Raw genomic sequence first — 25,165 nt, 5'->3', positions numbered from 1 at the left:
ACCCCTCGAAAGGATGTGCGTGGAGTCACGTCGGGTGAGCCGACCCACCCGTTCGGTTGGGCAGGATGGCTCGAATACGGCAGGCTGGACACATGAAGCCTCTCCCGCTCCCCCTCCGGGTCGCCGCGGGCCTCGCCGTCACCACCGCCGAGCGGGTTCGCGAACTCCCCAAGCAGCTCACCGGACTCCCCGTCACGGTGGTCAGCCAGGTGCTCCAGTTCTCCATGCGCGTGCAGCAGCACGTCACCGAACTCGCGATCAAGGGCGACGACGCGTTGTCCGTCCTCCGCCCGGTCGAGGACACCCCCAGCTGGGCCACCTTCGACGAGGATCTCCCGCCCGACGTCGGCGAACGCCGCTACGAACGCGACTCGTGCCTCATCCCGCTGCGGGAAGACACCGAAAATCCCGAGGTTCCCCAACCGCGCGCCGAGAGCAACGGCCACCTCCCCGACCTCGAAGCGCTCACGGAGGATCCGTGGGCCGAGGAGGAGCGCGCGCTCGCCGAGGAGCACGCCGACGGCGAGTTCGACAGTTCCGCGGCACTCGTCGACGCGAATCCCGCCGGGCTGGACGACTACGACACGCTCACCCTGCCGCAGTTGCGCGCCCGCCTGCGCCGGTTCGACCTCGCGCAGCTGGAGGAACTCCTGACCTACGAACGCGCGAACGCCGACAGGCCGTCGTTCGTCGGCATGCTCGCGCGCCGTATCGGGAACGTGAAGAAGGCCGAGAGCGACGGCGACAGCGCGGAAGGCCAGTGAGCGCCGAGCCCGCCGCCGCTCAGGCCGGTCCGTCCACCACCGCCGAGAACCCGTGGCCGGTCCGCACGGTCGCCCGCAAGGTCGGCGAGTGGATCAACCGGCTCGGCGCGGTCTGGGTCGAGGGCCAGGTCACGCAGATCTCGGCCCGCCAGGGCACCAACACCGCGTTCCTGACGCTGCGCGACCCGTCGGCGGACGTCTCGATGTCGGTGACCTGCCCGATGGGCCTGCTGCGCACGATCGAACCGCCGTTGCGCGAGGGCGCGAGCGTCGTGGTGCACGCGAAGCCGACGTTCTTCATGAACCGCGGTTCGCTGAGCCTGCGCGCCAACGAGATCCGCGCGGTCGGCATCGGCGAGCTGCTCGCGCGGATCGAGCGGCTGCGGCGGCTGCTGGCCGCCGAAGGCCTGTTCGCGCCGGAGCGCAAACGCAAGATCCCGTTCCTGCCCAAGGGAATCGGCCTGATCACCGGCCGCGCGTCCGCCGCCGAACGTGACGTGCTGGTGAACGCGCAGTCCCGCTGGCCGCATGTCGCGTTCAAGGTGATCAACACCGCCGTGCAGGGTTCGCTCGCGGTCCCGCAGATCCTCCAGGCACTGTCCAAACTGGACCGTGACCCGGACATCGACGTCATCGTCATCGCGCGGGGCGGCGGCAGCGTGGAAGACCTGCTGCCGTTCTCCGACGAGGCGCTGTGCCGCGCCGTGTCCGCCGCCGGGACCCCGGTGGTCAGTGCCATCGGGCACGAACCCGACACCCCGCTGCTCGACCACGTCGCCGATCTCCGCTGCTCGACGCCGACCGACGCCAGCAAGCGGATCGTGCCCGACGTCCGCGAGGAGACCCAGCGCGTCCACCAGATGCGCGATCGCGGCCGTCGCGCCCTGCACGGCTGGGTGGACACCCAGGTCAGGCTGCTGACCCAGATGCGAAGCCGTCCCGTGCTCGCCGATCCGCTCGGCCCGATCCAGCGGCGCTCGGACGACGTCGAGATCCACCGCGAACGCGGCCGCCGCGCGATGCTCACCCTGCTCGCCAAGGACCAGGCCGAAATCGCCAGCGCCCGCGCGCGGCTGACCGCGCTCGGCCCGGCGGCGACCCTCGAACGCGGCTACGCCGTGGTGCAGTACACCGACGAGCAAGGCAACCTCCAGGTACTCCGGTCCGTCTCCGAAGTCGCGGACGGCGCGAAACTGCGCGTCCGCGTGGTCGACGGCGCGCTCGGCGCCGTCGTCTCGGGCGTGCCGGAGGAGGAGCGTTGACGGCGAGTTTCCTGCCTTTGACCATCGACGCCGCGAAGCGCGCGGACGCGCCAGAGGTACTACGCAACGCGTGGCTGACCGACCGTGCCGCCGCCGAGTGCTGGACGGTGCTGCTCGCAGGCTGCGAGTTCTCCACGAAACGTGGCCTCGACGCCCAGCTGCGCAAACTCTCCGAAGCGACGGCCGAGCACGTCGGCACCCGATGGTGGTTCGCGGACGGCACCATGCATCGCAAACGGGTGGCGCGGGCTCAGGAGAACCTCGTCTCGGCGATCGCGGAGGGTGACGGCCAGGAGTTCGCTCTCGCCTTCGTGGGTTACGACAACGCCATGGCCGGCGCGGTAGTGTGCGCGGGTATCGGCAAGCACCGACGTCCGGTAGAAGGAAGCACAGCGTGAGCGAGACCGCCGAACTCGGCTACGAACAGGCCCGCGACAGGCTGGTGGAGGTCGTCCGCGAGCTCGAAGCGGGCGGGTTGTCCCTGGAACAGTCGCTCGCCCTGTGGGAGAAGGGCGAGCAGCTGGCGAAAGTCTGCGAGCACCACCTCGAGGGCGCGCGTGAGCGGATCGAGGCGGCGCTGTCCTCCGTCGAGGACGAGACCGGCAACGGTCAGTGACGTTCACCATGCTCCTGCGCCACCGAACCGCCGTGGGTATCTGAGAGACTGTGACCCCGCCGAGTTCCTGACCCGGGAGGCCTCATGCCCACCCCCACCTCGTCCGCCAGCTCTTCTCGACGCCCTGAAGCGCCCGACCGCAACCTCGCGATGGAACTGGTCCGAGTGACCGAAGCCGCCGCGATGGCCGCGGGCCGCTGGGTGGGGCGCGGGGACAAGATCGGCGGGGACGGTGCCGCCGTGGACGCGATGCGCCAGCTGGTCTCGACCGTGTCGATGCGCGGTGTCGTCGTCATCGGCGAGGGCGAGAAGGACGAAGCCCCGATGCTGTTCAACGGGGAAGAGGTCGGCAACGGCGACGGGCCCGACTGCGACGTCGCGGTCGACCCGGTCGACGGCACGACCCTGATGGCCAAGGGCATGCCGAACGCGCTGGCCGTGCTCGCGGTCGCCGAACGCGGCGCGATGTTCGACCCGTCCGCGGTGTTCTACATGGAGAAGCTCGCCGTCGGCCCCGACGCCGCGGGCAAGGTCGACCTGGCCGCCCCGGTCGCGGAGAACATCCGCCGGGTCGCGAAGGCCAAGAACTCCAGCGTCTCCGACGTCACCGTGTGCATCCTCGACCGGCCGCGCCACGAAAAGCTGATCCAAGAGGTCCGCGAGGCGGGCGCCCGGATCCGGTTCATCTCCGACGGCGACGTCGCCGGCGCGATCGCCGCGGCCCGGCCGAGCACCGGCGTCGACATGCTGCTCGGCATCGGCGGCACCCCCGAAGGCATCATCGCGGCCTGCGCGATGAAGTGCCTCGGCGGCGAACTGCAGGGCCGCCTGTGGCCGAAGGACGACGCGGAGCGCGAGAAGGCGCTGGCCGCGGGCCACGACCTCGACCGTGTGCTCGGCAACGACGACCTCGTCCGCGGCGACAACGTGTTCTTCTGCGCCACCGGCGTCACCGACGGCGACCTGCTGCGCGGCGTGCACTACCGCGCGGGCGGCGCGACCACCCAGTCGATCGTGATGCGCTCGAAGTCCGGCACGGTCCGGATGATCGACGGCTACCACCGGCTGACCAAGCTGCGTTCGTACTCCTCCGTCAACTTCGACGGTCACCTCGACGACTTTCTCGACGAGGACGTCGTTCCCCCGCTCCCCTAAGGAGAATCCGTGCTGAAGCGCGTGCTCGTGGTCCTGCTGGCGGCGATGGTCCTCACGCCGGTCGGACAGGCCACGGGCGCGGGCGACCTCGTCGGCGGCAGAGAGGCCGACGAGCCGTATCCGTTCATCGCTTCCCTGCATTCGGCCTCCGGCAAGATCTTCTGCGCCGGGGCGTTGATCGCGGCGGACTGGCTGGTGACGGCCGGGCACTGCGTCGAGGGCAAGAACCCGGCGAACCTGAGCGCGCGGATCGGCAGCAACGACAACACCCAGGGCGGCGAAATCGCGAAGCCCGCCGAGATCGTCGTGAACCCGTCCTACAACCCCGCGCCCGAGCACGCCGGCGGCGATCTCGCCCTGGTGCGGCTGGCCGCCCCGGTGAAGACGGCGCCGATCACGATCGGGGCCGTCGTGGCGCCGGGGACGCCGACGCGGCTGCTCGGCTGGGGGCAGACGTGCCCGGCTTCGGGTTGCGGCAAAGGACCGGCGAAACTGCAGCAGCTGGACACGAAGATCGTCGAAGGGGTGCGCTGCACCGCGAAGTTCGACGGCGCCGTCGAGCTGTGCACCGACAACCCCGGCGGGAATTCGGGCTCGTGCTACGGGGATTCCGGCGGGCCGGAGATCGCCAAGGTCGACGAAAAGTGGGTCCTGCTGGGCACGATCAGCCGTCCGGGGAACGCCGACCCGGTGTGCGCGACCTCGCCGTCGATCGCGACTTCGGTGGTGGCCTACGCGCAGTGGATCGCGGAGAAGATCGCTCCGCCTACGCCTGCTCCGCCTGCCTGAAGTGCAATGAAAGGCTCTTTCCTTGCAAAATTTGCAAGGAAAGAGCCTTTCCTAGCGCGCGCTACTCCGCGTTACTGGAGTGCCCAGGGAACAGATGCGCGTCCGGGTCCAGCATGACCGCGATGTTGTTCACCGCCGTCGCCGCTTCCCCGAACCCGGTCGCGATCAGTTTCACCTTCCCCGGATACGCCGCGACGTCGCCCGCGGCGTAGACGCGCTCCCGCGGGGTCGCCATGGTCGAGTCGACGGCGATCGCGCGGTGGTCGATCTGGAGTCCCCAGCTTTCGATCGGCCCGAGGTCCGCGGTGAAACCGAGCGCGGCGACGACCGTGTCGGCGCGCAGCACCTCGGGCTCCGAACCCTTGACCTGGACCTCGACCTCCGCAAGCGCTCCGTCGCGGTCGAGGAACCGGGTGACCTCGGCGTCGGTGATGATCCGCACGCCGAGTTCCCGTGCCTGCCGCACGATCGACTCGGCCGCGCGGAATTTCGCGCGCCGGTGCACGAGGGTGACGTTCGCGGCGACCGGGTGCAGCGCGAGTACCCAGTCGAACGCCGAGTCCCCGCCGCCGACGACGACCACGTGCTGTCCTTCGTGCGCCTTCAACGAGGGCACGAAATGGACCATGCCGCGCCCGAGCCAGCCGTCACCGGCGGGCAGCGGCCGCGGGGTGAACTCGCCGATCCCGGCGGTGATCAGCACCGCGCCGGCGCGCAGGAGCTGCCCGCCGTCGAGTGCGGTGGTGACGCCGCCTTCGACGCTTTCTAGTTTTTCGGCCTTGCGTCCGAGCAGATACGCGGGTTTGAACGGCGCCGCCTGTTCGAGCAGGCCCTGCACCAGATCGCGGCCACGGACCTCGGCGAACCCGCCGACGTCGTAGATCATCTTTTCGGGATACATCGCGGTGACCTGGCCACCGGCCTCCGGCAGTGAATCCACGACGGCCGTCGAAAGGCCGCGGAATCCCGCGTAGTAGGCGGCGAACAGACCCGTCGGACCGGCCCCGATGATGACGAGGTCGTACGACGTTTCCCCAGCGGACTCGCTCATTCGGCACTCTCCCGGCCGGTGGTGGGCGGCGTGATCGAGAACACATTCGATCCTAGCCCTCGCGTGCCGAAAGACACGGAGCGCGCCGGAGGTCCCTGCGCGAAACTTGAGGCATGGCTGAACAGGAATACCGGATCGAACACGACACCATGGGCGAGGTGCGCGTCCCCGTCGACGCCCTCTACCGCGCGCAGACGCAGCGCGCCGTCGAGAACTTCCCGATCTCCGGCCGGGGCCTGGAACGCGCCCAGATCCGCGCGCTCGGCCTGCTCAAGGCCGCGGCGGCGCGGGTCAACGCGCGGCTCGGCGTGCTGGACGCCGAGGTCGCCGAGGCCATCGCGAAGGCCGCCGCCGAGGTCGCCGAGGGCAAGCACGACGCGCACTTCCCGATCGACGTGTTCCAGACGGGTTCCGGGACCTCGTCGAACATGAACGCCAACGAGGTCATCGCGACGCTCGCGTCGAAGGCGCTGGGCCGCGACGTGCACCCGAACGACCACGTCAACGCTTCGCAGTCCTCCAACGACACCTTCCCGACGACGATCCACGTCGCCGCGACGGAAGCAGTGCTCTCGGACGTGATCCCTGCTCTGGAGTATCTGGCCGGCGCCATCGAGACGCGGGCGGCCGAATGGGCGGACATCGTGAAGTCCGGCCGTACGCATCTGATGGACGCCGTCCCGATCACCTTCGGCCAGGAGGCGGGCGCGTGGGCGTCGCAGGTCCGGTTCGGGGTCGAGCGGCTGAAGTCGGGTCTGCCGCGGCTCGGTGAACTGCCGATCGGCGGGACCGCGGTCGGTTCCGGGCTGAACGCGCCCGAGGGTTTCGGCGGGGCCGTCTCACAGGAACTGGCTTCGGTGACCGGTCTTCCGCTTACCGAGGCACGCGACCACTTCGAGGCGCAGGCGACGCAGGACAGCGTCGTCGAGACGTCCGGGCATCTGCGCACGGTCGCGGTGTCGCTGAACAAGATCGCGAACGACCTGCGCTGGCTGGGTTCCGGTCCGCGCACCGGGCTCGCCGAACTCGCGCTGCCGGATCTCCAGCCGGGTTCGTCGATCATGCCGGGCAAGGTGAACCCGGTGATCCCGGAGGCGACGCTGCAGGTGGTCGCCCAGGTGATCGGGAACGACGCGGCGGTGGCCTTCGCGGGCGCGGCAGGCAACTTCCAGCTCAACGTGAACCTGCCGGTGATCGCACGCAACGTGCTCGAATCGGCGCGGCTGCTCGCGGCGGTCTCGCGTCTGCTGGCGGACAAGGTGTTCGCGGGCGTGACGGTGAACGCCGACCGCGCGCGCGAGTACGCCGAGGGTTCGCCGTCGATCGTGACGCCGCTGAACTCCTACATCGGCTACGAAGAGGCCGCGGCCATCGCGAAGCAGGCCCTCAAGGAGCTGAAGACGATCCGCGAGGTCGTGATCGAACGCGGTCACGTCGCGAACGGCAAGCTCACCGAAGCCCAGCTGGACGAAGCCCTCGACGTCCTCCGCATGGCGCGCGGAGGCCGCTAAGCACCGAGAGCGACCACAGCCGCGTGGAGCGGTGAGGCGAGCGAAGCCGCCAGCCCACCCGAAGGCGGTGTCTCGGTGAACAGGTGCAGCCACGTCAGCACCGGGCCGAGCAGGATCGCGTGCACGAGAGCCGGATCGGGCCGTCGCGAGAGTTCCCCTCTCGCGACGGCCCGATCCAGCATCTGGACCAGATATCCGCGTTCGCGGCCGAGGAACACCTCACCGAACCGCGCTTCCAGCACCGGATCCGCCCGGACGTCGGCGAGCAGCGAAGGCAGCGCCTGCCGCAGTTCTGCACCGTCCAAAGAGGACTGGATCACTTCGAGGACCGCCGCCACGTCGCCCCGCAGCGAACCGGTGTCCGACGGCGGTTCGAGCTCGACGGGATGGATCACCGCGGCGAACACGAGTTCCGCCTTCGACCGCCATCGCCGGTACACCGCCGCCTTGCCGACCCCCGCCCGCGCCGCGACCGCGTCGATCGTGCAGCGCTGGTAACCGGTTTCGGTCAGCAGCGCCCGCACGGCCTCGCGGACCGCGTCGTCGATGCCCTCTTCCCTCGGCCTGCCTCTCGCCATGCACCCCAGTTTACGAGACTGGCAGTTCCGTATATCGTCCGGGTATGACCTGGACCAGAACCTCCCGCGAAATCCTGCCCTGCCCGCCGTCCGCGCTCTGGGCGCCACTGGCCGATTTCGCCCGGTGGCCCGAGTGGGATCCCGACCTCGTCAGCGTCGAACTGCACGGTCCAGCCAAGGTGGGCTCGACCGGTTTCCTCGTACCGAACGGCTTCCGCGGCCGCGTGCACTCACGGGTCGCCGAGCCCTTCACGATCACGGCCCTGACCGAGCACCGCGAGATCGCCTTCCGCCAGCCCATTCCGCTCGGCGCCATGGATCTCGTGCTGAGCCTGACCGAGGTCGACGGCGGGACGGAGTTCGTCCAGAAGGTCACCGTCGGCGGGCCGCTGCGCGCGGTCATGGTCGCGATCATCGGCGGCGACGTCGTGAAGCACTTCGACGTCAAATGCGCCAGGCTCATCGAGCTTGCGGCGGCGCAGGCCGATCACGACGCCTGAAGACACCAGCGCGACCCCGATCACTTGGGAGAAGCGGAAATCCTGCATGCCGAGCAAGAGCGAGACGGCGAGCCCGGAGACCGGCATCAGCCCCACCAGCACCCCGGCCCGGTCCGCGCCCAGCATCGAAACCGCCGAGTACCAAAGAAGAAACGCGATCGCCGTGACGACGACCGTCAGATAGCCGAGCGCGATCAGTTCACGCCCGTCCGGCCACGCCCAGGCGCCGGACGGGTCGGCGATCGTGCCGACCACGGCGCCGCCGATCCCCGCGGCGAAACACCCCCAGGTAGCGGTCGCCAACGGCCCGAGCCTTTCGAGCACGCCGACGGCCAGCAGCGTGAACAGCGCTTCGCACACCATCGCCAGCGCCGCGAGCACCAGTCCTTGCCAGCGCGCCGCGCCCCCGCCGGACAGCACGGCGATCCCGAGCCCGGCGAGCACCGCCCCGGTCACCGGCGCCCACGACGGCCGTTTCCCCTTGGCCAGCGGTCCGGCGAGCGCGAGCACGAGCGGCGTGCCGCCGAGGAACGCCGCCACCAGGCCCGGCTCGGCGTAGCGCTGCGCGTACAGCAGGCACGCCTGGAACCCGATCATCCCGGTCGCCGCGAGGGCGATCAGCGACGGCACGTCGCGCGCCCCCGGCAACGGCAGCGGACGCCCGCTCAGCCGCGCCCACGCCAGCAGGAGCATTCCCGCCAGCGCGTACCGCAGCGCCTGTCCGGTGATCACCGGGTAGCCGTCGAGCATTCCCGTCACCGGCACGGACGCGCCGACGATCAGCACCCCCAGTACGCCGATCGTCACGCCTCTTCGTTCGTTGTCCATCCCCTGACGATGCCCGCCCTTTGGCCCGAACCGAAGAGCCAAATCACCCTGGCTTGGCAGGTCCATAAGTTGGCCGGGTGCAGGCTGGGCGAAAGTCCGTGAGGGCCTCCTTCCCTACCCTGACGGTAGGGAAGGAGGCCCTCACGGACTCGCGGTCGCCACGTTCACCTTCACCCCTTCCCCAGTTCCGTGACCAGCCTGGGTCTGTCAGGACCAGGCACACACCCCTCCCGATCCGGGATACTCGACGACATGACCGAGACGGCCGAACTGGGCGATTTCCTCAAGGCACGCAGGGCCGCGCTGGACCCGGCGGATCTCGGCCTGCCGACGGGGTTCAACCAGCGGCGGGTCGCCGGGCTGCGGCGTGAGGAGCTGGCGCAGCTGGCCGGGATCAGCGTCGACTACTACACGCGGCTGGAGCAGGGGCGGGCGCGCAACGTGTCCGATTCCGTCCTCGAATCGCTGAGCCGGGCGTTGCGGCTGCACCGCGACGAGGAGACCTACCTGCGCAACCTGGCCGCCCCGAAACGCAAACGCGTCGCGCGGCCGAAGGCGCGGCGGATCCGGCCGGAACTCCAGCTGATGCTGAACGCGATCCAGTCCCCGGCGCTCATGTTCGACCGCTACGGAGACGTGCTGGCCTGGAATTCGCTCGGGACCGCGCTTTCGTTCGACTTCGCCGCGCTCCCGGCGGGCGAGCGCAACATCCCGAAGATGTTCTTCCTCGACGAACGCGCCCGCGAGCTGCACCCGGAGTGGGGAACCGTGGCGAAGGAGATCGTGGCGAACCTGCGCTCCGAGGCCGGGAAGTATCCGGACGATCCGTACTTCGCCCAGCTGGTCGGCGAACTCTCCCTCGGCAGCGAGGCGTTCCGGAAGCTGTGGGCGACGCAAACCGTGCGCGAGAAGGCGCACGCGTGGAAGGTCGTGATCAACCCGATCGTGGGTGAACTCCGGCTGCGCTACGAGACGCTGCGGCTGCCCGACGATCCGGGCCAGGCCCTGGTGATCTACACCGCCGAGCCCGGCTCCGACAGCGAACGCGCGCTCCGCCTGCTCGCCAGCTGGGTCGCCGATCCCGCGCATACCTGAGCCCGCTCGCCGCGAAACTGTCGGTGCCCGGGGTCATGATGGACCCATGTTGCTCACGGCGGTGGTTGCCGCGTCGGCCGAACTGGCCGCCACGAGGTCCAGGAAGGCGAAGATCGCCACCCTGGCCGCGGTACTGCGTGCCGCGGGGGAGCTGGAACTGCCCGCGGTCATCGCGTTCCTCACCGGGCAGCCGACGCAGGGCCGCATCGGCGCCGGCTGGCGGACGCTGGCCGAGCTGAAGACGGCCCCGGCGGCCGAGCCGTCGTTGACCGTGGCCGAGGTCGACACGGCGCTCGGCACGGTGGGGGCGGCGTCGGGTTCGGGGTCGGTGAAGCTGCGCGCGGAGACGTTGCGGACGTTGTTCGCCAAGATGACCAAGGACGAGCAGGACTTCCTGATCCGGCTGCTCACCGGCGAGCTGCGGCAGGGCGCGCTCGAAGGGATCATGGTGGACGCCATCGCGGCGGCGGCCGAGATCCCGGCCGAGGACGTCCGGCGGGCGTTCATGCTGTCCGGGCAGCTGCCGGTGACGGGCCTGGCGGCCATGGCAGGCGGCCAGGAGCGGCTGGCGGAGTTCAAACTGGCCTTGGGCAGGCCGATCCGGCCGATGCTGGCTTCCCCGGCGGAGTCTCTGGACGAGGCGATCACCGAACACGCCGAGGCGATCGTCGAGTACAAAATGGACGGTGCGCGGATCCAGGTCCACCGCGACGGCGACGAGGTGCACATCTACACGCGGACGCTGCGGGAGATCACCGGCAGCGTCGGCGAGCTGGTGGATCTCGTGCGCTCCCTGCCCTGCACGTCGGTGGTGCTCGACGGCGAGACGCTGGCCCTGACCGACGACGGCAGGCCGAGGCCGTTCCAGGAGACGATGAGCCGGTTCGGCAGCAGCCGCGAGGAGCAGGTCAAGGCGCTGCTGTTGCGGCCGTACTTCTTCGACTGCCTGCACCTCGACGGCGTCGATCTGCTGGACGCGCCCCTGTCCGAACGGAACGTCGCCCTGCGTCAGGTCGCGGGCGAGCACGTCATCCCCGGCGAGATCGCGCCCGCCTCGGCCGAGAGCGTGCTCGACGCGGCGATGGCCGCCGGGCACGAGGGCGTGATGGTCAAGGACCTCGCGTCGCCGTACGCGGCGGGCCGCCGCGGGCGCGCTTGGCTCAAGGTGAAACCGGTGCACACGATCGACCTCGTCGTGCTCGCCGCGGAATGGGGGCACGGCAGGCGCACCGGCACGCTGTCGAACCTGCATCTCGGCGCCCGCGACCCCGACGGCGGGCCGCCGATCATGGTCGGCAAGACGTTCAAGGGCATGACCGACGAGCTGCTGGCCTGGCAGACGAAGACGTTCCAGGAGATCGAGACCCACCGCACGGACTGGGTGGTGCACGTCCGGCCGGAGCTCGTCGTCGAAATCGAACTCGACGGGGCCCAGGTGAGCACGCGGTATCCGGGCGGGCTGGCGCTGCGCTTCGCGCGCGTCGTGCGCTACCGGCCGGACAAGGAGGCCGCCGACGCCGACACCATCGACACCGTCCGCGGCCTCCTCAAGCCCTAAACCCCCGCAATTCGTCCTCTGAACGCGGTCCTTGCGCGTGCAACTACCGCATTCAGAGGACTAAACGCGTCAGTAGCAGCGGTCCGAAGAGATCCGGTAGGTGTAGTTGTTCGAGAGGTTGGAGGTCACCTCGAACCGGATCTTGTGATACACCGGCGGCTCCCCGAGCACGCCGTGTTTGACGGTGCGCTCCTTGCCCGGCGCGATGGCCCCGCTCCAGAGCCCCTTGTCGAAGACGTCGTCGATGATCTGGACGAGCATTCCCCGGTAGTCGTGGTTGTGCACGGTGATGTCGATGCTCTGCCCCGCGCTCACCTCGACGACCTTCGTCTTCCCGCCCATCAGCGGTCCGCCCTCGCAGACCTTCGACGCCGCCGAAGCGGATGGTGCCATCAGGAGGGTGCCGGCCAGCGCGACCGGGACGACGGCGAACAGCTTCTTCTTCATCGGTTCCCCACAACGGTCTTGACGACATTGGACTGGACGGCCAGGTCGAGGCCGAATTTCATGTTCCCGCCGCAATAGGCCTTCTCGCCGTTCTTGAAATGCACCGTCAGATCCCCGGCGCATTCGAAGACCTTGACGTCCCAGGTGCGCGTGCCCGGTTTCAGGCAGATCGCGTCCTTCCCGGCCCGGCGCATCCAGCCGTGATAGCCGGATTCGCAGGTAATGATCGGATCACTGCCCGAAGCGGGCGCCGGAGCCGCCTGTGCGGCGGTGGCCGGCAGGAGCGCCACGGTGAGCGCGGCCCCGGCCAGTGCGGCGACCTTGACGTACGGACGCATGGATTCCCTTTCCGCAAATAATGTGAGAGTGTTTCGGAAAATCCCCATCCGGAATTCCCGGACGCCGATGACGTTAAAGGCGCCCGAAGCCACTCGGGAAGCGATTCACGGCCGCGAAATGGCCATGGCCGGGGAATCGATGTCCACGCAGGTCAGCGCTTTGGCCACCGGGCCGGAAGGTCAAATCACGCGGACCGAGAAGAACACGGCGCGGGTGTTCGGCAGCAGGATGTGGCCCTGTTCGTCGGCCATCTTCCAGTACACCTGACAGTGCCCGGGCTTGTCGGGCGCGCGCACCTCGACGGAGACCCGGACACGCTCGCCGGGCGCGGTCTGCGGGACGGGTACGCGTTCGGGCGTGCCGCATTCGCCCGGGTTCCCGAAGGAACCGGCGCGGACCAGGTAGCGGCCGACCCATCCGACCGTTCCCGCGTTGCGGAACTCCCAGGTCTTCACGAAGGTCGACCCGGCCGCGACCTCGCTGCCGTCGGGCACGGTCACGTCGGCGACGAACTCCGACGCGTCGCCTGCCGGAGCGGCGGGCTCGGCACCGAACGGGGCGGCGAAGACGAACACGAGCGCCGCGACGAGGACGAGTGCCACGGCTCCGGCGAGGATGAACGCCGTCCGGCGCGAACGCTCCGGAGCGGGGGCGGGTCCGGGTCCGGCGGTCAGCGCGTCCCGCGCGCGTTCCCATTCGCCGCGCCACTCGTGGCGGACCTCTTCCTCGTCACGGCCGAGCACCCCGGCGGCGAGCACACGGACGAACTCCCACGACGTTTCCCAGCTGGGCAGCCGCTCTCCGCGGGCGGCGGCCGAAAGCGCCGACTTCGAAGCGAGCGCGCCGTACTCGTCGCGCATCCGATCGTAGGAAGGGTCACCGGCGGCCCGTTTCAGCTCCCACAGCCGTCGCGCGAACTCGGCGACGGGTCCGCTGTCCTCCGCCGGACCCCGCGCGACCCGGCCGCGGCGTCCGGGCCTCCGCTCGACGTCCATCGGTTCCCACGATATGACCCACCGGCCGGGAAGTCCCGGCGGCGTTCCGCCCCCGATCGAGTGGCGGCGTGCGGTGGTGACGGGACGTCTCCACCCGATCACCCATAAGGTAGGTGGAATGCAGGCTTCCAAGATCGCGCGTGCCTGGTTCGGCGCGACGGCGCTGGTGGTGTTCGCCGGTCTCGCCGCCCAGATCCCGGTGTCCGCGGGCACCACCGGCGGCACCTTCCACACCCCGGCCGGGCGGGTGGCCAACCTGCTGGCCTTCTTCACCATCGACTCGAACATCCTGGTCGGCGTCGGCAGCCTGCTGCTCGCGCTCGGCGTCGCGGGCCGGTCGACCCTGTTCGGCGTGCTGCGGCTCACCGGCCTCGTCGGCATCACCGTGACCGGGGTCGTCTTCCAGGTCGCGCTCGCCGATCTCTACGAACTGCACGGCTGGGCCGTCTTCGCCGACACGATGCTGCACAAGGTGTCACCGCTGATGTGCGTCGCGGGCTGGCTGCTGTTCGGCCCGCGCGGCCAGTTGTCGTGGCGGGTCCTGTCGTGGTCGCTGCTGTACCCGCTGGGCTGGCTCGCGGTCACGCTGGTGCGCGGCGCGATCATCGGGTTCTATCCGTACCCGTTCGTCGACCCGGGCATCAACAGCTACGGCGGTGTCGCGTTCAACTGCGTGCTGATCGGCGTGCTGTTCATCGGCCTCGCCGCGGCCGCGGTCGGCTTCGACCGCACGTTCAGCCGCAAGGACGAAGTGGACGACTATCTAGCCCCGGACCCGCCGGAAGGCGTTGAGCGGATCCGCGACGCCGGCACGTACTAGCGTCCGGACCGCGCCGAGCCGCCGGTCCACCGGTTTCCCGGCGGCCACCCGGTGCATCTGCTGGGTGTGCCACTGGACTTCGAGCAGGCTGTCGGCCAGCCGGATGCCGGTCTTCGGGGCCGTGCGCTGGGCGCGGACGTCCTCGCCGCCCAGCAGGCGGCCGGGCAGTGCCGGGTCGACGATCAGCGGCCTGCCGAGACCGATGACGTCCAGCGAGCCGGAGCGCAGCGCGTCCGCCATTCCCTCCGGGCTGGTGAAGCCACCGGTGACCATCAACGCGACGTCGGTGATCTGCCGCGCTTTCGCGGCGTAGTCGAGGAAGTAAGCCTCGCGGCTTGCGGTGCTCGACTTGGCCGACCCCATCATGGCGGCCTTCTCGTAGGTGCCGCCGGAGACTTCCAGCAGGTCGATACCGGCTTCCCCCAGTTCGCGGACGACTTCGAGCGATTCCTCCTCGCTGAATCCGCCGCGCTGGAAGTCCGCGCTGTTGAGTTTGACCGCGATCGGCACGGCCTCGCCGACCTCGGCGCGCACGCGGGCGACCACTTCCAGCAGGAACCGCCGCCGCCGGAGGGCGTCGCCGCCCCAGCCGTCGGTGCGCTGGTTGGTCAGCGGAGAAAGGAACTGCGAGACGAGGTAGCCGTGCGCGCCGTGGATCTGGACACCGGCGAATCCGGCGTCGACGACGGTCCGCGCGGCCACGCCGAACCGGTCGATGATCGCCTCGATCTCGTCGCCGGTCAGTGCCCGCGGCGTCGCGAACACCGAGCGGATGCCGCGGTCGCCGAACGGCACCGCCGACGGCGCGACCGGCTGACGGGTGAGGAAGCGCGGGCTCTGCCTGCCGGGATGATTGAGCTGGACCCACAACCGGGCCTCGGTCCCGTCCGCCGACCGTGCCCATGGTTTGAATTCGGTGGCGTCCGGCTCCCGGGGCACCGCGACGTTGCGCGGTTCGCCGAGCGCGGTCGGATCGACCTGGACGTTGCCGGTGATCAGCGTGCCGGCGCCGCCGCGCGACCACGTCCGGTACAGCTCGGTCAGTTCGGCGGTGGGCCGGTTACGGCGGTCGCCGAGCTGCTCACTCAAGGCGGCCTTGGCCAGCCGGTTCGGCAGGATCGCGCCGCACCGCAGTTTCAGCGGCTCGGCCAGCAGTTCCTTGGGCTCGCTCATCGCGCTTTCTCCCGCCGTTACCTACTGGGCAGTATCCCTACTCGAAGTAACATACTCGCGGTATGTCGAGTACTCAAGGTGCGCCGACTCCGAAGGGATTGTCGATCACGTAGCGCCAGAACCCGTCCTCGCCACGTCGAGCGACGTCGGTGGCCGTCGCCGCGAGATGCCCTTCGATGACCCAGTCGACGATCAGTAAGGCCAGGTCACCGGCCACGTGCACCTGGCGCGGAGCGACCTTGATGGGCTGCCCGAGCGCGAGGATCCCGCCGTTCGCGGCCCGGCGTTCCGCGCCGGTCACCCGCACCCCGTCCCGGCGGACGAACACGGCGTCCGGCTCGTAGACCGCGTCGAGGATTTCGGCGGATCCGGTGTTGAAGGCGGCCTGGAAGACGAAGGGATGTTCGGCCGCGTCAGTGGTCAAAGGCACACTGGGGGAATGCGTCATGCGGACAGCGAAACCGACCGCGAAGCAGGTCACCAAACGGAAACCTTCGACGGCGAACTCGTCCCGGACGCCCGCGGCCGCACCCGGAGGCCCGAGCCGGACTGTCCCGTCGAGGTCGCGCTCGCCGCGATCTCGGGCCGTTGGACGACGCTGGTGCTGCGGGAACTCATGGGCGGGGCGCGGTCCTTCAGCGTCCTTCGCGCGGCGTTGCCCGACCTGTCCGCGAAAGTGCTGACAGAACGTCTCGGCGACCTGACCGCGCGACGCCTCGCCGTCCGCGAGGAACTGCCGGGCTTCCCGAGCCGGACCAGCTACCGGCTCACCCCGGCGGGACTGGCGCTACGGCCGCTGCTGATCGAGCTGTATCGCTCGGGCTCGGCGCTCCAGAGTCTGATCAGTCAGGCGAAGCCTGGCCGTTGAGGGTGGTGGTGGGGCGGGGTCCGGGGAGTAGACGCGGCGCGACTGGCTCCACCTGGGCACGCGCCTTCACCGCTTCGGCCATCTCCCGCGCCCAAACCTGCAGGCCGGGGATGTCGATCCCGTGCGGGCAGGCGTCGCGGAACGGCTCGATGTTGTCCGCGCCACGCTCCAGCAGCGAGGCCGCGCCGTTCCCGTTCCCCCTGGCCACGTGGGTCAGGCCCACGGCGAGCTGCGCGAGGCCGCGCCAAAGCTCCCGTTCCGGCCCATCGGTGGTCTTCCAAGCGTCCTCGAACACCTCGTGCGCGTGGAACGGGCGGCCCGCGTCGAGCAGGCGCTGGGCCTCGGAGATGGTGTCCTCGGGGCTCCGTTCGATGCCCTCGGGCTGGCGCTCGACACCGTCGGCGCCGTACGGAAGCGGCCTGCCGAGGCCGTCTCGCGGGCGCGCGTTACGGGCTCGTCCGGTTTCGTCACGGTCCCGGTCGGTCATGCCGACATTGTCCCACGCGGGTATCCTGGGGCCTCGTGCGCTTTCTCGACGGGCATCGGCCCGCTCACGACCTGACCTACGACGACGTGTTCCTCTTGCCGAACCGGTCGGACGTGGAGTCCCGCTTCGACGTCGACCTGTCCACTGTGGACGGCACCGGCGCGACGATCCCGATCGTGGTGGCCAATATGACCGCCGTCGCCGGTCGCCGGATGGCCGAAACGGTCGCCCGGCGCGGCGGGCTCGTGGTCCTGCCGCAGGACGTCGACGTGGCCGCGGTCGCCGACATCGTCACCTGGGTCAAGGGCCGTCACACCGTGTGGGACACCCCGCTCGTGCTGACCGGCGGGGACGCGGTGGCCGACGCGCTGAACCTGGTCGGCAAACGCGCCCACGGCGCCGTCGTCGTGGTGGACGAGGACGGCAAGCCCGTCGGCGTCGTCGACGAAGCGGCCTGCGCCGGTGTCGACCGCTTCGCGCGGCTGGCCGACGTCGCGGAGCCCGCGGTCGTCACGGTGCCCCTGAACACTCCGCCACGTGAGGTGTTCGAGCGCCTGCACGATCACGGCGGCCGTCTCGCGCTCGGCATCGACGAGAACGGCAGGCTCGCCGGCGTCCTGACCGAGATCGCGGCGCTGCGTGCGGAGATCTACACCCCGGCCGTCGACGGCAACGGCAGCCTGCGCGTCGCCGCCGCGATCGGCGTGAACGGCGACGTCGCGGCGAAGGCCGAGGCCGTCCTCGCGGCGGGCGTCGACGTGCTGGTCGTCGACACCGCGCACGGCCACCAGGAGAAGATGATCTCCGCGCTCAAGGCCGTCCGTTCGGTGAACCCGCGGGTCCCGGTGGTCGCCGGGAACGTGGTCACCGCGGAGGGCACCCGCGACCTGATCCACGCGGGCGCGGACGTCGTCAAGGTCGGCGTCGGCCCCGGCGCCATGTGCACCACCCGGATGATGACCGGCGTCGGCCGCCCGCAGTTCTCCGCCGTCGCCGAATGCGCGGCCGCTGCCCGTGAACTGGGTAAACACGTCTGGGCGGACGGCGGCGTGCGGCATCCGCGCGACGTCGCGCTCGCGCTGGCCGCCGGCGCGTCCGCGGCCATGGTCGGCTCGTGGTTCGCCGGCACCCACGAATCCCCCGGCGACCTGCGCTACGACGAGCAGGGCAAGCCGTACAAGGAATCGTTCGGCATGGCGTCGAAGCGCGCCGTCGGCGCCCGCACGCGCACGGACAACATCTTCGAACGCGCCAAGAAGGGCCTGTTCGAAGAGGGCATCTCAGCGTCACGGATGGCGCTGGACCCGGCCCGCCCCGGCGTCGAAGACCTGCTCGACTCCATCGGCTCCGGTGTCCGGTCGGCCTGCACGTACGCGGGCGCGCGGACGCTGGAGGAATTCCACGAGCGCGCGCTGCTCGGGATCCAGTCCGCCGCGGGCTTCGCGGAAGGACGGCCGCTGCCGTCGGGCTGGTGATCCGAAGCACCTGAAGTACTAGGGTGCACCGGGTGAGACGCCTGAGACGGATCGTGGCGGCGGCACTGGATCGCCGCCACGCGGAAAACGGGGAAATCGCCGCACTACGGTCCGCGATCGCGGACCAGGCCGCGGAAATCCAGCGGCTGCGCGCGGTGCTGGAACAACACAACGCCTGGCTCGAGGATCACGGCGGGGCCTTGCGCGACGGCGACGCGCGCGCCACCACCGTCGAAGCCAGGCAAGCCGCCCTCGACGCGAGGCAGGAAACGCTCGACGGCTGGTTGAAAAGCCATGACACCGCTTTCGAAGGCCTGCATCTCCGGGCCGAAAGTCTCGAAGCCGCCCGCGACGTCCGCACGTTCACGCACTGGCTCGATCAGCACGAACTCCGGGCCACACCGAAGATTTCGATCGTCCTGCCGACGCACGACCGGGCCGCGCTGCTGCCCCGCGCCGTCGCTTCGGTGCGGGCGCAACGTTATCCGCACTGGGAACTGGTGATCGTCGACGACGCCAGTTCGGATTCCACACCCAAGGTGATCGCCGGTTTCGAAGACCCGCGGATCCGGTCGATCCGGGTCGAACACGGCGGCGTCTGTGCCGCCCGCAACGCCGGGCTCGCCGAGGTCACCGGGGACGTCGTCGCCTACCTCGACGACGACAACACCCTGCATCCGTTGTGGCTCAAGGCCTTGGCCTGGGCGTTCGGTGAGCATCCGGAGATCACGGCGGCCTACGGCGGCTTCGTCATCGACGACATCGGCGGCCTGCCGGAGCTGTTCTTGCGGCGCTACGACCGGGAAACGCTACTGCGGGAGAACCTCTCCGACATCGGCGCCGTCGCGCACCGGGCCGGTCTTCCCGAGGCCCGGTTCGACGAGTCGCTGGTCGAGATGGGCGACTGGGACCTGCTCCTGGCGCTGACCGCGGATCGCGAACCTTTGGTCGTCCCGGCGATCTCCTGCTACTACACGACGACTTCCGGGGACCGGCTCTCCCACGGGCCGACCTACGACGACGACTTCGCCGCCATCCGCCGCAAGCATTCAGGACCGGAGCACCGATCATGACCGAACCCGCCAAGATCCTGGTGGTCGCGCTCGACGCCTGTGACCCCGGCACGATCCGCGATCTCGCCGCGGCGGGTGAGGTGCCGACGTTGGCGCGACTGCTCGAAACCAGCGCATTGGCGACCACGCACAATCCCTACGGCCTGTTCGTCGGCTCGCTGTGGAGCAGTTTCTTCACCGCGCGCACCGCCGCGCGGACCGGATTCCACTGCTGGGAAGAGGTCGACACCAAGACCTACGAACGGCGGCTGACCAGCCCGCTGGAAATCCGGGGCACGCCGTTCTGGGAGACGCTTTCCGAAGCCGGGAAACGCGTCGCCGTACTCGACGTCCCGCATTCCCGTGCGGACAAACCGCTCAACGGGGTCATGGTGAGCGAGTACGCCTGCCACGACCGGCATTTCGGCTTCCACACTTCACCGCCGGAGCTGGCGAAGGAGATCGAAGCCGACATCGGGCTCACTCCCATCCTCACCGCCGAGCCCGATTTGGTCCGCGACTGGGCACCGGACGACTACCTCCACCGCGAAGGTCCACATCGGACACCCGAGGAGGAGCGCGCGCTGACCCACGGCCTCGTCGCCGGGATCGGGCAGAAGACGCAGGTGTCGACCAAGCTGCTCGCCGAAGGTGACTGGGATCTTTTCCTTTCGGTGTACGGGGAATCCCACAGCATCGGCCATCAGCAATGGCATCTGCACGACCCCGCGCACCGCGACCACGACTTCACGCTCGCGACCGAACTGGACCCGATCCGCTCGGTCTACCGGAGTCTCGACGAAGCGATCGGCGGGCATCTCGCACTGGCCGGACCGGACACGACGGTCTTCGTGCTGCTGAGCCACGGCATGGGACCGCGGTACGAGGGAAGCCATCTGCTGCACGAAATCCTGCGGCTTCTCGACACGGTGGAAACCGAAGGACTGCGTGGCGGCGGCGCGATGACGCTGGCCAAACGCGCCTATTCCGCGCTCCCCGGTCCTTTTCGGACGAAACTGGCGTCGGCCGCGATGCCGCTGCTGCGCAAGCGGTTGGCGTCGGCCCCGCTGCCCGCGGTGCCGAACTGGGCGACCGCCGAACAGCGGTCGAAGCAGCGGTTCTACCTGTCCCCCAACAACTTCGTCTTCGGCGGGGTGCGGATCAACCTGGCGGGCCGCGAACCGCACGGCGTCGTCCAGCCCGGCGCGGAGTACGAGGCCGTGTGCGAGCAGCTGACCGAAGACCTGCTCTCACTGGTGAACGTCGCGACCGGGAAGCCGGTCGTGCGCGAGGTTTCCCCCACGAGCGACCACTACGACCGCGAGGCCGACGACACCCTGCCGGATCTGCTGATCGACTGGGCCCGCACCGGTCCGATCGAGACGGTCTGGTCGCCCAAGACCGGCGTCGTCTACGGCCCGGACGAGCACTGGCGCACGGGAGACCACCGGCCCGACGGGCTCCTCCTCGCCAGCGGACCTGGTTTCGAACCGGGCGCGAAACTGCCGGACCTGGACGTCGTCGACCTGGGCGCGACGCTTTCGGCCATGCTCGGCGTCGAACTCACCGACGACGTGGACGGACGGCCGCTCCCCTGGGCGAAACCGGTCACCTAGCCGCCATGAACGGTCCGTTACTTGCAAATTTTGCAAGTAACGGACCGTTCATGGCACGCGCTAGCCGTGATCCTCCAGCATCTCGGTGACGAGTGCCGCGATCGGCGACCGCTCGGACCGGGTCAGCGTGACATGCGCGAACAGCGGGTGACCCTTGAGCTTCTCGATCACCGCCGAAACGCCGTCGTGCCGCCCGACCCGCAGGTTGTCGCGCTGCGCGACGTCATGCGTGAGCACGACCCGCGAGGCCGTGCCGAGCCGCGAAAGCACGGTGAGGAGCACGTTGCGCTCCAAGGACTGCGCCTCGTCGACGATGACGAACGTGTCGTGCAGCGACCGGCCGCGGATGTGGGTCAGCGGGAGCACTTCGAGCATGCCGCGGTCGAAGACCTCGTCGAGGACGTCTTGGCTGACCAGGCCACCGAGGGTGTCGAACACCGCCTGCGCCCACGGCTGCATCTTCTCCGACTCGGAACCGGGCAGGTAGCCCAGCTCCTGGCCGCCGACCGCGTACACCGGCCGGAACACCACGACCTTGCGGTGCTGGCGGCGTTCCATCACCGATTCCAGGCCCGCGCAGAGCGCGAGCGCCGACTTGCCGGTGCCGGCGCGTCCGCCCAGCGAGACGATGCCGACATCGGAGTCCAGCAGGAGATCCAGCGCCACCCGCTGCTCGGCGGAGCGGCCGTGCAGGCCGAAAGCCTCCTTGTCACCCCGCACGAGCCGGATCCGCTTGTCCGCGGTGACCCGGCCCAGCGCGCTCGAACTGCCCGCGAGCAACCGCAAACCGGTGTGACAGGGCAGTTCACCGACTTCGGGCATCCCGAATTCCGCCGGATCCGCGGACGACGCGCCGAACAGCGCGTCGAGCAGGGTCTGCGGGACGTCCACGTCCGCCATCCCCGTCCAGCCCGAGGGCGTCACCTCCTGCGCGCGGTACTCGTCGGCTTCGAGACCGACGGCGCCCGCCTTGACACGCAGGGGGATGTCCTTGGTCACCAGCGTGACCGACGCGCGTTCCGCCGCCAGGTTGAGCGCACAGGCGAGGATGCGGTGGTCGTTGGAGTCGGTGCGGAAGCCGACCGGGAGCACCGTGGGATCGGAGTGGTTCAACTCCACCTGCAGGGTGCCGCCGTGCTCACCGATCGGGAGCGGCGCGTCGAGCCTGCCGTGCTGACGACGCAGGTCGTCGAGCATGCGAAGCGCTTCGCGCGCGAACCACCCCAGTTCGGGATGGTGACGTTTCGCCTCCAGTTCACTGATGACGACCAGCGGAAGCACGACCGCGTGTTCGGCGAAACGAGTCACCGACCAGGGGTCAGAGAGCAGGACCGACGTGTCGAGCACGTAAGTGGACCGCTGGGATTCGGGCGAGATCGAGGCTTTCTCCGGGCCAGGGGCACCGGTCGAAGAACGGCCAGAGGCCTTGCGGGGTGAACGCTGCGCAGTCACGACGGCATCTCCCTCGTGGGCGTGGCACCACGCCCGCACTCGCTGGGCCGGGCACTTCCCTGGCTAACCGTTCCTTCCGACGCTCACCGCGTCAGTCGGCACGGCCACGAGGGCCGGGTGCCGGCCCCCTCGTGCATCCACTGGGCGGCTGTGCCGCCCTGTCGACTACCGCCACGACCAGGGCCTCCCGTGAGAGTCCGCATGGGACGCGAACCCTCACTTCCGGAAGGTACCTGCGTCCGGCCGATCGCGCAGGCAGCCACCACGGTGATTCGCCAAACCGTCATCTCACTGTCGGTCGCGTGACATCAACGCCTCGTCACCGTCACGGTGAGTAGTGATGATCTCCATTCAGGGACGCTCGTAGATGTGACCCGGATGGATTAACGCGACAGAGGGCGTTCACCTGATGGGATCGAGGGTTCTACCACGCTTGGTAGCGGTCCGCATTTTGTGTCCGAGACAGAGAACCGGACCGAGTGAAACGCGCCTTTTTCGCCTCACACAATGGGCTTACGAGACGGTCACAACTCCGGAATAGCGAGTAATTTTCTCACTGCGGGACACCCCCACCGGATTTCGGTGCCCCCCATCCCTGAATATCTCTACCAAGGAGTGCGAAGTGCTGAAGAAGGCTGGTTTCGTTTCCGCCGTCGCCGCGGGCATCATGATGGTCGGCGGGACCGCGTTCGCCGCCACCGGTGACACCACCGGCACCCCGGACCCCACGTTCGGCGACGCCTACAACACGTTCATCGAGGGCGGTGGCGCGCTGGGTTACGGCGCTGCCTCGCTGGTCGCCGGTGCCTACACGGGCGTCGCCACCACCCCGGCCCTGATCCTCCACTCGCTGGAGCACAACCACTGATCTTCAGTGACGACGTCGAAGGCCCCGGAGTGCACGCCGGGGCCTTCGTCATGTCACCGGTCAGGAACCTCAGGAACCGAAGCGCCGGTGCCGCCACGCGTAATCGCGCATGGCCCGCAGGAAATCGACCCGGCGGAACGCGGGCCAATAAGCTTCGGTGAACCAGAATTCCGAATGCGCCGATTGCCAGAGCAGAAATCCGGAAAGCCGCTGCTCACCCGAGGTGCGGATAATCAGATCCGGATCCGGCTGGCCCGAGGTGTACATGTGTTCGGAAATGTGGTCGACGTCCAGTATCTTCGCGAGCTCGCGGATCGACGTGCCCTCGTCGGCGTGCTGGAGCAGCAGCTTGCGGACCGCGTCGGCGATCTCCTGACGCCCTCCGTAACCGACCGCGACGTTGACCTCCATCCCGGAGCGCCCCTCCGTGCGCTCCGCGGCCGCGCTGAGGGCCTTCGCGACCTCAGGGGGCAGCAGATCGAGGGCTCCCACGATGCGGAGCCGCCAGGGCGTGTGCGGCGCGGCGAGCTCGTCTGTGACGTCGGTGATGATCTTCAGCAACGGGCTCAGTTCCTCGGCCGCGCGGCCGAGGTTGTCGGTCGAGAGCAGCCACATGGTGACGACCTCGACGTCGGCCTCGTTGCACCAGCTCAGGAAGTCGGCGATCTTCTTGGCGCCCGCGCGGTGCCCGTCGGCGACGTCGGTGAAGCCCGCTTCGCGCGCCCAGCGGCGGTTGCCGTCCAGCATGATGGCGATGTGGCGTGGATGGCGCCCCTTGGCCTGCTGGATCAGGCGCCTGCCGTAGGCGCTGTATACGACGTCTGACAAGAAGGACCGAAGACTCACGCCACTGGAGAGTAGTCACCCCGCGGGCCCCAGTGGGACGCGCCACGGACACTGGCGAAAAACCTACGGTGCCGTAACCTGGGAAGAGTGAGCGTAGAGTCCGAACAGCAGCCGTCCGGCCCCGCGCCCTTGGTGGACACACGTCCTCGGTTGCGTGGGCACATCCACTTCTGGTCCTTCTTCGTCGCAGTCGCCGGAGCCGTGACCCTCATCAGTCTAGCCGCGTCCACTGTGTCGCCTATAGCCGCTTTGTCCACCTCGGTCTATGGGCTGACCGTGCTCGGCCTTTTCGGTGTCAGCGCGCTCTATCACCGTCGCTTGTGGAGCCCACGAGCATACGAATGGATGAAGCGCGCCGACCATTCGATGATCTTCCTGTTCATCGCCGGCACCTACACGCCATTCACCCTTCTGGCGATGTCTCAGCCGACCGGGTACATCGTGCTGGCGATCGTCTGGGGCGGCGCGATCGGCGGCGTCACCCTGAAGATGCTGTGGCCGAACGCGCCCCGCTGGCTGGGCGTGCCGATCTACATCGCACTGGGCTGGGTCGCCGTCTTCGTCCTGCCCGAGCTGGGCGCCCACGCAGGTGTCGCGGCACTCGTCCTGCTCTGCGTCGGCGGGCTGTTCTACACGCTGGGCGCGGTGTTCTACGCGGTCAAGTGGCCGAACCACTTCCCGGAGACCTTCGGGTACCACGAGTACTTCCACGCCTGCACGGTTCTTGCGGCGACGTCGCACTACGTGGCGATCTGGCTGGCAATGTACTCCTAGCAGGGCTTGAAGGGGTCGTGAGTGGCAATGGTCGTTCTAACGATCATTGCCACTCACGACCCCCCCACCGAGAACCGCACATCTAGCCATCAATCAGACATTTCACCGCTCGAAAGTGTCCCTTGTGGACGCTCAGGGGCTTGACGCGTGCCTCGAGTAGCTCACGCCCCTGAACCGAACAGCGGTGATGCGACTTTGCCGAGACCCTGACCCTGACGGTAAGGAAGGGGCCCTTCACCTCTTCCC

The 25,165-nt window shown here is 69.2% G+C and carries 27 protein-coding genes and 1 pseudogene; 17 read left to right on the top strand and 11 right to left on the bottom strand.

What is annotated here, in order from left to right:
* Positions 1-92 precede the first annotated feature (92 nt).
* The 6 genes from DMH03_RS10940 (at position 93) to DMH03_RS10915 (ending at position 4,586) form a co-directional block, all read left to right on the top strand.
* Positions 93-764, top strand: a complete 672-nt coding sequence (locus DMH03_RS10940) for a lipid droplet-associated protein (protein WP_125791903.1) — start codon at positions 93-95, stop codon at positions 762-764.
* Positions 761-2,026, top strand: a complete 1,266-nt coding sequence (xseA, locus tag DMH03_RS10935; RefSeq protein ID WP_125791902.1) for an exodeoxyribonuclease VII large subunit — start codon at positions 761-763, stop codon at positions 2,024-2,026. The genes DMH03_RS10940 and xseA overlap by 4 nt, the downstream gene beginning before the upstream one ends.
* Positions 2,023-2,424: a hypothetical protein gene (locus tag DMH03_RS10930; protein ID WP_125791901.1), complete on the top strand. Its 402-nt coding sequence runs from the start codon at positions 2,023-2,025 to the stop codon at positions 2,422-2,424. Before xseA ends, DMH03_RS10930 begins: the two co-directional genes overlap by 4 nt.
* Complete coding sequence (locus DMH03_RS10925) at positions 2,421-2,642, top strand: exodeoxyribonuclease VII small subunit (RefSeq protein WP_125674025.1); 222 nt, start codon at positions 2,421-2,423, stop codon at positions 2,640-2,642. Before DMH03_RS10930 ends, DMH03_RS10925 begins: the two co-directional genes overlap by 4 nt.
* 84 nt (positions 2,643-2,726) lie before the next feature.
* A complete protein-coding gene (glpX, locus tag DMH03_RS10920) occupies positions 2,727-3,797 on the top strand; it encodes a class II fructose-bisphosphatase (protein ID WP_199748822.1) in 1,071 nt (356 codons plus the stop codon).
* Positions 3,798-3,806: 9 nt separating this feature from the next.
* Entirely contained in the window at positions 3,807-4,586 is a 780-nt protein-coding gene (locus tag DMH03_RS10915) for a trypsin-like serine protease (protein ID WP_125791900.1), read from the top strand.
* A 61-nt stretch (positions 4,587-4,647) separates the two neighbouring features.
* Here DMH03_RS10915 and DMH03_RS10910 read toward each other — a convergent pair whose 3' ends face one another.
* Positions 4,648-5,637 carry an NAD(P)/FAD-dependent oxidoreductase gene (locus DMH03_RS10910; protein WP_125791899.1) on the bottom strand — a complete coding sequence of 330 codons (990 nt, stop codon included), beginning with the start codon at positions 5,635-5,637 and terminating at the stop codon, positions 4,648-4,650.
* 113 nt (positions 5,638-5,750) lie between these two features.
* Between DMH03_RS10910 and DMH03_RS10905 the strand changes: the two genes are divergently transcribed.
* Positions 5,751-7,148 (top strand): class II fumarate hydratase, encoded by a 1,398-nt coding sequence (locus DMH03_RS10905; RefSeq protein ID WP_125791898.1) that lies wholly within the window; start codon positions 5,751-5,753, stop codon positions 7,146-7,148.
* Here DMH03_RS10905 and DMH03_RS10900 read toward each other — a convergent pair.
* Entirely contained in the window at positions 7,145-7,726 is a 582-nt protein-coding gene (locus tag DMH03_RS10900; RefSeq protein ID WP_125791897.1) for a TetR/AcrR family transcriptional regulator, read from the bottom strand. The two genes, DMH03_RS10905 and DMH03_RS10900, sit on opposite strands and share 4 nt — an antisense overlap.
* A gap of 44 nt (positions 7,727-7,770) precedes the next feature.
* Between DMH03_RS10900 and DMH03_RS43030 the strand changes: the two genes are divergently transcribed.
* The gene (locus DMH03_RS43030; RefSeq protein ID WP_370310818.1) at positions 7,771-8,226 is read left to right on the top strand and encodes an SRPBCC family protein; all 456 of its coding nucleotides are present in this window, start codon (positions 7,771-7,773) and stop codon (positions 8,224-8,226) included.
* On the opposite strand, the pseudogene DMH03_RS10895 reads toward DMH03_RS43030, so the two are convergent.
* Positions 8,224-9,054, bottom strand: a pseudogene (locus tag DMH03_RS10895) (DMT family transporter); the annotation flags it as partial. The gene DMH03_RS43030 and the pseudogene DMH03_RS10895 sit on opposite strands and share 3 nt — an antisense overlap.
* A gap of 252 nt (positions 9,055-9,306) precedes the next feature.
* Here DMH03_RS10895 and DMH03_RS10890 point away from each other — a divergent pair.
* Complete coding sequence (locus tag DMH03_RS10890; protein ID WP_125791896.1) at positions 9,307-10,149, top strand: helix-turn-helix transcriptional regulator; 843 nt, start codon at positions 9,307-9,309, stop codon at positions 10,147-10,149.
* A 46-nt stretch (positions 10,150-10,195) separates the two neighbouring features.
* A complete protein-coding gene (locus tag DMH03_RS10885; RefSeq protein ID WP_125791895.1) occupies positions 10,196-11,707 on the top strand; it encodes an ATP-dependent DNA ligase in 1,512 nt (503 codons plus the stop codon).
* Positions 11,708-11,776: 69 nt separating this feature from the next.
* On the opposite strand, the gene DMH03_RS10880 is transcribed toward DMH03_RS10885, so the two are convergent.
* The 3 genes from DMH03_RS10880 to DMH03_RS10870 form a co-directional block, all read right to left on the bottom strand.
* Positions 11,777-12,154, bottom strand: coding sequence for a hypothetical protein (locus DMH03_RS10880; RefSeq protein ID WP_125791894.1), 378 nt, complete (start codon positions 12,152-12,154; stop codon positions 11,777-11,779).
* Positions 12,151-12,492, bottom strand: a complete 342-nt coding sequence (locus tag DMH03_RS10875) for a hypothetical protein (protein ID WP_125789456.1) — start codon at positions 12,490-12,492, stop codon at positions 12,151-12,153. The genes DMH03_RS10880 and DMH03_RS10875 overlap by 4 nt, the downstream gene beginning before the upstream one ends.
* 180 nt (positions 12,493-12,672) lie before the next feature.
* Entirely contained in the window at positions 12,673-13,488 is an 816-nt protein-coding gene (locus DMH03_RS10870) for an NBR1-Ig-like domain-containing protein (protein ID WP_125791893.1), read from the bottom strand.
* Positions 13,489-13,606: 118 nt separating this feature from the next.
* On the opposite strand from DMH03_RS10870, the gene DMH03_RS10865 reads away from it, so the two are divergent.
* A complete protein-coding gene (locus DMH03_RS10865) occupies positions 13,607-14,308 on the top strand; it encodes a Pr6Pr family membrane protein (protein ID WP_125791892.1) in 702 nt (233 codons plus the stop codon).
* Here DMH03_RS10865 and DMH03_RS10860 read toward each other — a convergent pair.
* On the bottom strand, positions 14,252-15,481 hold the full coding sequence (locus DMH03_RS10860) for an NADH:flavin oxidoreductase/NADH oxidase family protein (protein ID WP_125791891.1): 1,230 nt from the start codon (positions 15,479-15,481) through the stop codon (positions 14,252-14,254). The two genes, DMH03_RS10865 and DMH03_RS10860, sit on opposite strands and share 57 nt — an antisense overlap.
* A 73-nt stretch (positions 15,482-15,554) precedes the next feature.
* Positions 15,555-15,929: a DUF4440 domain-containing protein gene (locus tag DMH03_RS10855; RefSeq protein ID WP_233611417.1), complete on the bottom strand. Its 375-nt coding sequence runs from the start codon at positions 15,927-15,929 to the stop codon at positions 15,555-15,557.
* Here DMH03_RS10855 and DMH03_RS10850 point away from each other — a divergent pair.
* Positions 15,921-16,349 (top strand): helix-turn-helix domain-containing protein, encoded by a 429-nt coding sequence (locus tag DMH03_RS10850; RefSeq protein WP_125791889.1) that lies wholly within the window; start codon positions 15,921-15,923, stop codon positions 16,347-16,349. The genes DMH03_RS10855 and DMH03_RS10850 overlap by 9 nt on opposite strands.
* Here DMH03_RS10850 and DMH03_RS10845 read toward each other — a convergent pair.
* Positions 16,324-16,836 (bottom strand): DUF309 domain-containing protein, encoded by a 513-nt coding sequence (locus DMH03_RS10845; RefSeq protein WP_125791888.1) that lies wholly within the window; start codon positions 16,834-16,836, stop codon positions 16,324-16,326. The two genes, DMH03_RS10850 and DMH03_RS10845, sit on opposite strands and share 26 nt — an antisense overlap.
* A 35-nt stretch (positions 16,837-16,871) precedes the next feature.
* Here DMH03_RS10845 and DMH03_RS10840 point away from each other — a divergent pair, with 35 nt between their 5' ends.
* Genes DMH03_RS10840 through DMH03_RS10830 form a run of 3 tightly spaced genes read left to right on the top strand, consistent with a single transcriptional unit; the run spans position 16,872 to position 20,979 of the window.
* Entirely contained in the window at positions 16,872-18,311 is a 1,440-nt protein-coding gene (locus DMH03_RS10840) for a GuaB1 family IMP dehydrogenase-related protein (protein WP_125791887.1), read from the top strand.
* Positions 18,312-18,343: 32 nt separating this feature from the next.
* Positions 18,344-19,384 carry a glycosyltransferase family A protein gene (locus DMH03_RS10835; RefSeq protein ID WP_125791886.1) on the top strand — a complete coding sequence of 347 codons (1,041 nt, stop codon included), beginning with the start codon at positions 18,344-18,346 and terminating at the stop codon, positions 19,382-19,384.
* Positions 19,381-20,979 (top strand): alkaline phosphatase family protein, encoded by a 1,599-nt coding sequence (locus DMH03_RS10830; protein WP_125791885.1) that lies wholly within the window; start codon positions 19,381-19,383, stop codon positions 20,977-20,979. The genes DMH03_RS10835 and DMH03_RS10830 overlap by 4 nt, the downstream gene beginning before the upstream one ends.
* 60 nt (positions 20,980-21,039) lie before the next feature.
* Here DMH03_RS10830 and DMH03_RS10825 read toward each other — a convergent pair whose 3' ends face one another.
* Positions 21,040-22,326, bottom strand: coding sequence for a PhoH family protein (locus DMH03_RS10825; protein ID WP_125792871.1), 1,287 nt, complete (start codon positions 22,324-22,326; stop codon positions 21,040-21,042).
* Between the two features lie 727 nt (positions 22,327-23,053).
* Here DMH03_RS10825 and DMH03_RS10820 point away from each other — a divergent pair.
* Positions 23,054-23,299: a hypothetical protein gene (locus DMH03_RS10820; protein ID WP_125791884.1), complete on the top strand. Its 246-nt coding sequence runs from the start codon at positions 23,054-23,056 to the stop codon at positions 23,297-23,299.
* Between the two features lie 69 nt (positions 23,300-23,368).
* Here the strand turns inward: DMH03_RS10820 and DMH03_RS10815 are convergent, their stop codons facing one another.
* Positions 23,369-24,145, bottom strand: a complete 777-nt coding sequence (locus tag DMH03_RS10815) for an isoprenyl transferase (protein ID WP_037306485.1) — start codon at positions 24,143-24,145, stop codon at positions 23,369-23,371.
* 132 nt (positions 24,146-24,277) lie between these two features.
* Here DMH03_RS10815 and DMH03_RS10810 point away from each other — a divergent pair, with 132 nt between their 5' ends.
* Positions 24,278-24,919 carry a hemolysin III family protein gene (locus DMH03_RS10810; RefSeq protein ID WP_125792870.1) on the top strand — a complete coding sequence of 214 codons (642 nt, stop codon included), beginning with the start codon at positions 24,278-24,280 and terminating at the stop codon, positions 24,917-24,919.
* Positions 24,920-25,165 lie beyond the last annotated feature (246 nt).

Source organism: Amycolatopsis sp. WAC 01376 (assembly GCF_003947415.1).
Taxonomy (GTDB): Bacteria; Actinomycetota; Actinomycetes; order Mycobacteriales; family Pseudonocardiaceae; genus Amycolatopsis.
The sequence above is the reverse complement of the archived record's forward strand: the minus strand, read 5'-3'. Positions and strand labels throughout refer to the sequence as shown.